The 6576-nt window shown below is 49.8% G+C and carries 8 protein-coding genes; 4 read left to right on the top strand and 4 right to left on the bottom strand.

The genetic code is table 11. The features are described from left to right. A partial coding sequence (locus tag ACTHUT_RS12280) for an inositol monophosphatase family protein (RefSeq protein ID WP_440418840.1) occupies nt 1–708 on the bottom strand: 708 nt, incomplete at its 3' end. A 164-nt stretch (nt 709–872) separates the two neighbouring features. Here ACTHUT_RS12280 and ACTHUT_RS12275 point away from each other — a divergent pair. The 4 genes from ACTHUT_RS12275 to ACTHUT_RS12260 all read left to right on the top strand — a co-directional run bounded on the left by ACTHUT_RS12275 (nt 873) and on the right by ACTHUT_RS12260 (nt 3698). Then, nucleotides 873–1598: a 16S rRNA (uracil(1498)-N(3))-methyltransferase gene (locus ACTHUT_RS12275; protein WP_250601401.1), complete on the top strand. Its 726-nt coding sequence runs from the start codon at nt 873–875 to the stop codon at nt 1596–1598. Nucleotides 1599–1681: 83 nt separating this feature from the next. Beyond that, nucleotides 1682–1972: an acyl carrier protein gene (locus tag ACTHUT_RS12270; protein ID WP_250601399.1), complete on the top strand. Its 291-nt coding sequence runs from the start codon at nt 1682–1684 to the stop codon at nt 1970–1972. Next, nucleotides 1969–3027: a beta-ketoacyl synthase N-terminal-like domain-containing protein gene (locus ACTHUT_RS12265; RefSeq protein WP_049328428.1), complete on the top strand. Its 1059-nt coding sequence runs from the start codon at nt 1969–1971 to the stop codon at nt 3025–3027. The genes ACTHUT_RS12270 and ACTHUT_RS12265 overlap by 4 nt, the downstream gene beginning before the upstream one ends. Continuing rightward, nucleotides 3009–3698, top strand: a complete 690-nt coding sequence (locus tag ACTHUT_RS12260; protein WP_250601397.1) for a hypothetical protein — start codon at nt 3009–3011, stop codon at nt 3696–3698. Before ACTHUT_RS12265 ends, ACTHUT_RS12260 begins: the two co-directional genes overlap by 19 nt. A gap of 110 nt (nt 3699–3808) precedes the next feature. On the opposite strand, the gene ACTHUT_RS12255 is transcribed toward ACTHUT_RS12260, so the two are convergent. The 3 genes from ACTHUT_RS12255 to cyaY all read right to left on the bottom strand — a co-directional run bounded on the left by ACTHUT_RS12255 (nt 3809) and on the right by cyaY (nt 6474). Beyond that, entirely contained in the window at nt 3809–5404 is a 1596-nt protein-coding gene (locus ACTHUT_RS12255; RefSeq protein ID WP_250601395.1) for a hypothetical protein, read from the bottom strand. A gap of 185 nt (nt 5405–5589) precedes the next feature. Further along, entirely contained in the window at nt 5590–6096 is a 507-nt protein-coding gene (luxS, locus tag ACTHUT_RS12250) for an S-ribosylhomocysteine lyase (RefSeq protein WP_049328425.1), read from the bottom strand. A gap of 54 nt (nt 6097–6150) precedes the next feature. Next, a complete protein-coding gene (cyaY, locus tag ACTHUT_RS12245) occupies nt 6151–6474 on the bottom strand; it encodes an iron donor protein CyaY (protein ID WP_049328424.1) in 324 nt (107 codons plus the stop codon). Nucleotides 6475–6576 lie beyond the last annotated feature (102 nt).

Raw genomic sequence — 6576 nt, 5'->3', positions numbered from 1 at the left:
ATGTTCGCCGCTCCAAAAATCGTCGCCTTCCAAAGTAGTCAGGCAGCCGCCGGCTTCTTCAAAAATCAATGCGCCGGCAGCGTAGTCCCAAAGCTTTTGTCCGCCGTGGATGTAAATATCGTAGCGGCCGCTGGCAAGATAGCACCAGTCGAGCGTGCTGCTGCCCATGCTGCGGATTGTGCCGAATGGGGCAAGGGTATTCATGCGGCTGGCGAGTTTGCCCGAACGCAGGTATTTGATTTCCACGCCGGCAATGGATTCGTTGAGTTTTTTGTTTTCGGAACGCAGCGGCAGCGGCGTGCCGTTGAGAAATGCGCCTTTGCCGCGTTCGGCATAGAAACATTCGCCGCTGACCGGATTGTAAATCACGCCCAATTCGGCGTGGCCGTTTTTAACCAGTGCGACGGATACGGCAAAATGCGGCAAACCGTTGACGAAGTTGTTTGTGCCGTCGATAGGATCGACAATCCACAGGCCGTCTGAATGTTCGTTCCACAAACGGGTTTGCTCCTGAACGCTCATCTCCTCGCCCAACATCGGACAATCCTCCAATAAGGGCAGGGCGGCGGCAAAAGCGGTTTGTGCGGCCAAATCTGCTTCACTCAAAACCGAGCCGTCTTCCTTGCGTCGTGACGGCGTGTTCAGAAAACGCGGCATGACTTCGGTTTGGGCGATGTGGCGGACGACTTTCTGTAAACGGTATAGCACGGCGTATCCTTGTTTTTTGCAGTTTTGCGTGACAGTGGATTAAAATTCGGGAAGTTTTCAAATTATAGTGGATGAAATCAAAATCAGGCAGGCAAGTGTATGCCGCCGTGTTTCAACTTCGTTCACGAAAGTTTAAATTATATACATGAATAAAGCAGGAAACCATGCCCCGATTTTATGTTGATTTTGCCTTAAGCCCCGACAGCGTGGTCGAATTGCCCGATGATGTGGTGCACCATCTGAATGTATTGCGCGTGAAAAACACGGAAGAAATCGTGTTGTTTAACGGTAATGGCAAGGCATATCCGGCTTTACCCGAAGTTTTGGAAAAGCGCCGCGCCAGCGTGCGGATTTTGCGTGAAGAGGTAACGGACAACGAATCGCCGCTAAACATTACGTTGGTACAGGCGGTATCCGCCGCCGAGCGCATGGATTTCACTTTGCAGAAAAGCGTGGAATTGGGCGTGGCAGAAATTCGCCCGGTCATCAGCGAACGCTGTGTCGTCCGCTTGAGTGGAGAACGCGCTGAAAAGCGGGTGGCGCGTTGGCAGGAAATCGTCGTTTCGGCGTGTGAACAAAGCGGCCGCAATATTGTGCCGAAGGTTTTGCCGCTGACGACTTATGCACAGGCTCTGCAGCAGTTGCCGCAGGAAACGACCAAACTGTTAATGAGCTTGAACCGCGCACAAAAACTGAGTGATGTTCGGCCGCAATCCGGCAAAGTCGTGTTTATGGTCGGCCCGGAAGGCGGCTGGACGGAGAAGGAAGAGCAGCAGGCATTTGATGCCGGTTTTCAATCCGTTACGCTTGGCAAACGGGTGTTGCGTACCGAAACCGCCTCACTTGCGGCCATTGCCACCATGCAGACGCTTTGGGGCGATTTTGCATAAAGTTCGGGCCGTCTGAAAACGAGTGTAGCGAGTTTCGCTAAAACGAGCTGTTGCTTCAAGAGATAAAAATGGGGGTTTAAAAAATGTCTTACACCTTTACACTGGCCGGGCACGAGCTGGAAGCGGAATTGAAAAAGCTAATCGTGCAAGAGGCCGATAAGGCCGACGATGTGGATATGGATGATTTCACCGACGATGCACTTTTGTTTGGCGATGACAGTCCGGTCGGTTTGGATTCGCTTGATGCGCTGCAGATCAGCGTTGCCTTGCAACAGTATTTCCAAGTGCGCCTGCAGGGCGACCGGATGGTGCGCAAACATATGATGTGCGTACGCGATTTGGCGGCGTTTATCCGTGCGGAGCATGGCGCGTGAGTTGGGTTTGCGGTACGGCGGCCACTTCTGCCTTGAATCCGCAAACGGATTTCAGACGGCCTGATGCGGTGTCTTATACGTTTTTAAACCAACCGCAGCAAGCTGCTTATTTTCGTGCATTCGCCGGCGACAGTTTGAGGCGGAAGGAATTTGCGGATATTGCCGAACAACATTTGCGCCGAGCCGCTGAAAGTGCAGGCTGGCCGTCTGAAAGCTGGCATGATGCGCCGGTGTTTATCGGTTCCAGTTCCTATTCCATCTCCGAATATGAAAACCGCCATTTTGCGGGCAATAGGGCGGTAGAAGAACACAATCTGCTTTATCTTGCCGAAGATTTGCGCCGGCGCAGCGGCAATCGGCAGATTTTCAGTTTCGCTACTGCCTGCACTTCATCTGCCCATGCGCTGATTCAGGCGGATAATTGTTTGCGCGACGGGGCGGAGCGTGCCTTTGTGCTTGGTATTGAAAACCTCAACCGGCTGACTTTGCTGCATTTTCACAGTTTGGGTTTGCTGGCCGAACAGTATCGGCCTTTTGGCAGAAACGGTTTGATTTTAGGCGAAGGTGTTGCCGCACTTGCCTTATCTTCCGCTGCTCCCGAATCTTCTTCAGGCCGTCTGAAACTTATTGGACACGCCGCCAATACAGGCAATGACCTGATTCAAAGCGATGGCCAAGCGCAAGAACAGGTGATGCGTCGAGCTTTGGATGTTGCAGGCATCGCTCCTGAAAGCATTGCAGCCGTTAAAACACACGGCATCGGCACGGCTGACAGCGATGCCACCGAATTGGCCGCGCTGGAAAACATATTCGGTACACTGCCTCCTTTGATGGCGTTCAAACCACAAATCGGACACACGCTTGGCGCAACGGCAGCCCTTGAAACGGCTTTGCTTTTATCTGCTTTAAAACGAGGCGGAAGCAGCGATTATCAGGGGCGGAAAATTTGTTTTTCTGAGTGTGCAGCCTCACAAAAAGGCGGCTTTTTCTGTTTGGCCAATCAGTTTGGTTTTGGCGGCAGCAACACATCTTTGGTATGGCAATGGCAACCGTAAATCCTAATATCCGTATTACCGCCGCCGTGCGTTTTGATACTGGCGCCGGCACCGGCGGCAAAATTCTCAAACAAACCTTAAAGCAGCAAAGCGGTATAGATACCCGCCGCCTCAGCCGCTTGAGTTTGATTGCCGCGCTTGGTGCAGGGCAGTTAAAGGAACAAAGCGAAATCCGTTCTGATTGCGCTGTTTTTCTCGGTACACCATTTTCTTCGCCATCCGTATTTGAAAAAATGGCAGACAATGTGCTGAACCATCACGCCGCGATGCCGTTTGACTTTATCGCCAATCTACACAACTCTCCCGTTTTTCATGCCGCGCAAGCGTTAGGCACGCATGGTGCAACTTTGGTCGTGGCTGCTGACAACAATGTGGATACCTGCTTTCATCCATTATTGCTGGCGATGCAGTCTGTGCAAAATGGCGGACAAGCTGCGGTTGGCTGGGCATATGAACATCAAGCAGCTCATGCCGATACCCATGAAGGCAGTATTTGGATGTTGCTTGAAGCCGGTGCAGAGCAGGGTGTTCCCATTGTGTTGAATGATGAAGTGATGCAGGCTGATAGGCCGTCTGAAAAGCCACAATATTATTGGCAAAATATCGCCGATTGGATAGAAGAAGTAATGGCGCACGAGGGTAGGAGTGTGAAGAAATATACTTTGGCGTGATCGGCAAATGATTTTAGAGAAAGTATTTGTCTTTTGAATAAATAAGGTTTATGTCATTAAAAAGGCCGTCTGAAAATATTTTCAGACGGCCTTTTTGTATCAAAAACCAATCAACGAGACATCTCACCTTGAATAGCGCGGATATTCGCTTTACGGGCGTTGATGGTACGGGTCAGCTGTTGGATTTTAATCTGCTCGCCTTTTTGTTTGGCCGCATTCAGCTGTGTTTGAAGGCGGGTAATAGCGGCCTGTTCATTGCGTACTTCGGTCTGCAATATCTGTTTGCGGGTTTCTTTAGGGCTTGGCTTAGGAGCCGGCGTAACCACAGGTGCAGTACGGATAACAGGGGCTTTGTATTTGCTGTATGAAGAACTGCGTGATTTGTTCTGACGGTTGCGCAGGGTAATATTAAGGCGCGGATTGGCGGCTTCGGCTGTGTTGGTCACGCTGGTAATCGGTACATTCGGCAGAATTTTGATATCGCTGTCATTATTTCCTTTATCCAGCAAAATGTCAGCTGCCGGTTTGTATGCTTGAGGGAAAGGTGTTGGGACAGTGGTTTTGCCATGTTCTACCGGAGCGGAAGTTGCCGGCGTGCTTGGTTCGGCCGAAGCTGTGGCAATAGGTTTGGCTGCTTGTTCTTCAGATGCGAGGACAACGGCTGTTTTAGTACAGCTGACCTTAGCTTTGCGTCGAGAGGAGGTTTTGGCATAAGTTTTGCCTTTGCGCTTAGTCTCGACTTTGGCAGGTGTTTTATCGAGCACTTCATCCTGAGCTGTTACCGCTTGGTTATTTTGGGTAGTTGAAGTTTGCGGCTGAGCTGCCGAGTTCTGAATAATCTCTTGTGGAATTTGGATTGCAGGTACAACAGGTTGAACAGCTGGTGTTTCATTAATAATAGCAATGCCGTCTGAAACTGTTTTCTCGGTAGAAGCAGTAGGTTGGGCTTGTGCGGCAAGCATTACAGGAACAACACTGTTTTCTGTTTGGGTCGCACTAGACTGAGTTTGTACGACAGGAGTTGTATTGCGGACAGTAGTGTCAGCAACATAGTTTTCAGCTTTTATTGTGGGCGGCGCTTCCAGAGTAGGCGTATTGTTGGGAACGATTACGCTGTCCGCAATGGCTTTGTCGGCTGCAACGGTAGGTTGGATTTGTGCTGCGAGCGTTGGAGGAACAATAGTGTTGTCCTCTTGAGCAGCAGTCGTCTGCGTTTGTACGACAGGAGTTGTGTTGTGGACAGTAGTATCAACAACATAGTTTTCAGGTTTTGCAACGGCTGGTGTTTCCAAAACAGGCGTATTGTTGGAGACGATTACGCTGTCTGCAATGGTTTTATTCGTAGGCACAGCTTGTCGAGTTTGTGCCATCGGAATGGAAATAGGTGCGGGAACACCGTATTCATTTCGAGTAACAACGACTGGGGTTTGTACCGCAGGCGTTGCTTGAGAAGTATGAACGTAGTCAGCGGCAGATGCTTTAAATTCTGTTGTTTGTACCGTTTTTAAAACCGGAGTGTCGCCTGGAATCGCAACGACGCTGTTTTCTGTTACATTGTTTGTTTCAACTATGCGACAGGCGTCATTGATCTGATATGAAGCATAAACAGTAATGCCTTCAACATTGCAGACATACTCGGCAGCGTTGGCGGCGGCGGGGAGGGTCAGGCTGAGGGCAATGGCGGTTTTGCAGAAAAACGGTTTCATAAAGGCAATAGAATCAGGTTGTTTGTTTAAAGTGTAATTATACTATGTACACTGTCAGCATCCGCCAACTTATTTTTAGGCGGTGTAAAACTGTGGTTGGAAGGTTGAAAATTGGAATAAAAGGTCTTAAGGCCGTCTGAAACTTGTCATATAAAGTTTCAGACGGCCTTTGCTGTCATTGAGTATTAAGCGTTCAACAGGCTTTCGTCCAATGTCAGCTCTTCGTTTTTATTGACGGCGACTTTGCGTGCCAAAACGTTTTGGGCAATTTCGTGTGCTTCGGCAAGCGAGTGCATCATATAGGTACCGCATTGGTATTCGTTCAACTCGGGGATTTTGCTTTGGTCTTGAACGGTCAAAACATCCTGCATTGAAGCGAGCCATGCGTCGGCCACTTTTTGCTCGTCGGGCGTACCGATGAGGCTCATGTAGAAACCGGTGCGGCAGCCCATCGGGGAAATATCGATGATTTCAACGCCGTTGCCGTTTAAGTGGTCGCGCATAAAGCCTGCGAACAGGTGTTCCAGCGTATGAATGCCTTTTTCGGGCAGGATTTCTTTGTTGGGAATGCAGAAACGCAGGTCAAACACGGTAATGGTGTCGCCTTTGGGCGTGGTCATGGTTTTTGCCACGCGTACGGCAGGGGCGTGCATACGGGTGTGGTCGACTTTGAAACTGTCTAGTAGGGGCATTTGGGTATCCTTTGAGGTAAATAGATTTTTAGCTAGAGATATTTGAAGACTGAATCACAATTCTGCAATCTCAACTGCTTCGCCCGAAGCCGCACTCAGTGCTTCGTTTAAAACGTCGTAGAAATCGCGGCTGTCGCGCGTTGCCAGCCATTTGCCGTTTTGCTCGGCGAAATGGTAGCCGCCGCTTTTGGCGGCAATCCACAATTCTTGGTTGGGCGTGTGGCGGTTGACGATGATTTGCGTGCCGTTTTCGGCTTCGATGGTCAGGACGTTTCCGGCAAACTGGCAGTCGAAATCCCAGCCGTTTTCGTCGATTTGGTCTTCGATGTGTTCGAACAATTCTTCGCTCATGCGGATGAATTCGCTTTCGGTCATCATGGCTTTTTGTGTGGTTTTTGTTTAAGATACCGAATCTTGCCACATTCGTAATGATGAAGAAAGTTTTACTGATGAAATACGGCGTATTTTTTGCAGCGGCAA

This window comes from Neisseria sp. P0022.S010 (assembly GCF_051956635.1).
This window is presented reverse-complemented; position numbering and strand designations above follow the sequence as displayed.

What these genes read in the sequence shown, in the direction of transcription:
- ACTHUT_RS12275 (WP_250601401.1), top strand. Translation starts at nt 873, where the DNA reads ATGCCCCGATTTTATGTTGATTTTGCCTTAAGCCCCGACAGCGTGGTC.
- ACTHUT_RS12270 (WP_250601399.1), top strand. Translation starts at nt 1,682, where the DNA reads ATGTCTTACACCTTTACACTGGCCGGGCACGAGCTGGAAGCGGAATTG.
- ACTHUT_RS12260 (WP_250601397.1), top strand. Translation starts at nt 3,009, where the DNA reads ATGGCAATGGCAACCGTAAATCCTAATATCCGTATTACCGCCGCCGTG.
- ACTHUT_RS12255 (WP_250601395.1), bottom strand. Translation starts at nt 5,404, where the DNA reads ATGAAACCGTTTTTCTGCAAAACCGCCATTGCCCTCAGCCTGACCCTC.
- luxS (WP_049328425.1), bottom strand. Translation starts at nt 6,096, where the DNA reads ATGCCCCTACTAGACAGTTTCAAAGTCGACCACACCCGTATGCACGCC.
- cyaY (WP_049328424.1), bottom strand. Translation starts at nt 6,474, where the DNA reads ATGATGACCGAAAGCGAATTCATCCGCATGAGCGAAGAATTGTTCGAA.